Raw genomic sequence first — 1786 nt, forward strand, 5'->3', positions numbered from 1 at the left:
CGCATTGCCTCGCATGAAAGGTGACCGAAGGATGCCCGCCGGGTGACGGTCCCGCGACCCGGGTCGCGGGTCGGTCGCGGGCGGCGGGGCGATGGCGGGGACGATCAGCATGGCGGCGCGAGCAGAGGTGACGGCGGCGATCCGGGAGCGCTACCTGGCGAGCGGCAAGACTGCGAAGGGCGCGATCCTCGACGAGTTCGTCGCGGTGACCGGCCTGCATCGGAAGCATGCGATCCGCCTCTTGTCGGCGAAGAACGCCAGCCGCCGGCTGCGGGGCCGCCCGAAGGCGCGTTACGGCCGCGCCGTCGCCGAGGCGCTGGTCCTGCTGTGGGAGGCGTCGGACCGCGTCTGCTCGAAGCGCCTGAAGCCGATGATCCCGGTGCTGCTGCCGGCCCTGGAGCGGCATGGGCAGATCGTGGTCGACGAGGAGCTGCGCGCGGCGCTGCTTTCCGTCAGCCCGGCGACGATCGACCGGTTGCTCTCGGAGCTCCGGATCGCCGCGGCGCAGGGAAGGCGTCGGCGCGCCGGGTTCAGCTCGGCCGTGCGCCGGTCCGTGCCGGTGCGCACCTTCGCGGACTGGGGCGATCCGCCGCCGGGCTTCGTCGAGGTGGACTTCGTCGCGCACTCCGGACCGAGCGCCACCGGCGCCTTCGTGCAGACGATGGTCCTCACCGACATCGCGACCGGCTGGACCGAGTGCGTGCCCGTGGTCATGCGCGCCGGTGCGCTCGCGCTCGAAGCGCTGCAGATCGCCGAGGGGCTCTTCCCGTTCCCGCTGAAGGGCGTCGACTTCGACAACGACGGCGCCTTCATGAACGCGCCGGTGGTCGACTGGTGCCGGGCAAGGGGCCTCGAGGTGACGCGCTCTCGGGCGTACCGCAAGAACGACCAGGCCTGGGTGGAGCAGAAGAACGGCGCGATCGTACGCCGGCTGGTGGGGTACGGGCGGTTCGAGGGAGCAGCCTCCGCCGCGGCGCTCGTCCGGCTCTACGCCGCCGCCCGGCTGCACGTGAACCTGTTCCAGCCGAGCTTCAAGCTGCGCGAGAGGACCCGCATCGGTGCCAGGGTCACGAAGCGCTGGCATGCGCCGGCCACGCCGGCGGACCGGACGCTGGCGAGCGGCCGGCTGGACGCGGCCAGCGCCCGGCGGATCGAAGACCTTCGGAGCAGAGCCGATCCTGTGATCGCCCTCGCCGCGATCCGCGCCGCTCAGGCCGAGCTCGGCGGGCGGGTGGATCAGCGAGGGACCGGTCCGGTGGAGGCCAATGCGCCGATCGTCATCGACATCGCGGCCGCGCTCGAGGACGCCGCGCGGCGCGGCGAACAGCGTCCGATCCACTGCCGGCCCTACAGGCGGGTGAAGCCGATCCCGAAGCGGCCGTCGATGCTGGATGCGCACCGCTGCGAAATCGATCTCTGGCTCGACGCCGAGCCGGAAATCACCGCCGTCGAGGTGCTGGCGAGGCTGAGGGCGCGCCACCCGGATCGCTTCACGGAGAAGCATCTCCGGACCGTTCAGCGGATGGTGAGAGCATGGCGGGCGGACCAGGCGACGCGGCTCATCCGTAGCGGGACCGCAGCCCTGGAAGCGGCGATGGCGACGGCCGCGCCCACGCCTGCATGGTAGCCCACAGGAACCTCCCGCGCGCCGCCACGCCAGACTCGTGGCGGTCGCGCGCCGGCGCGCGGGTCCCTCCTGTGGACTACCATGCAGGTGCAACATCCATCGACCTTCGGTAACACTCGAGGGTGAGGCAACAGGCTGGCCCAGTTCCTGATGTCGTTT

The 1786-nt window shown here is 71.8% G+C and carries 1 protein-coding gene; it reads left to right on the plus strand.

What is annotated here, in order from left to right:
* Positions 1 to 91 precede the first annotated feature (91 nt).
* The gene (locus Q0112_RS03815) at positions 92 to 1627 is read left to right on the plus strand and encodes an ISNCY family transposase (protein ID WP_297971624.1); all 1536 of its coding nucleotides are present in this window, start codon (positions 92 to 94) and stop codon (positions 1625 to 1627) included.
* Positions 1628 to 1786 lie beyond the last annotated feature (159 nt).

The organism is uncultured Amaricoccus sp. (assembly GCF_937858865.1).
Classification (GTDB): domain Bacteria; phylum Pseudomonadota; class Alphaproteobacteria; order Rhodobacterales; family Rhodobacteraceae; genus Amaricoccus.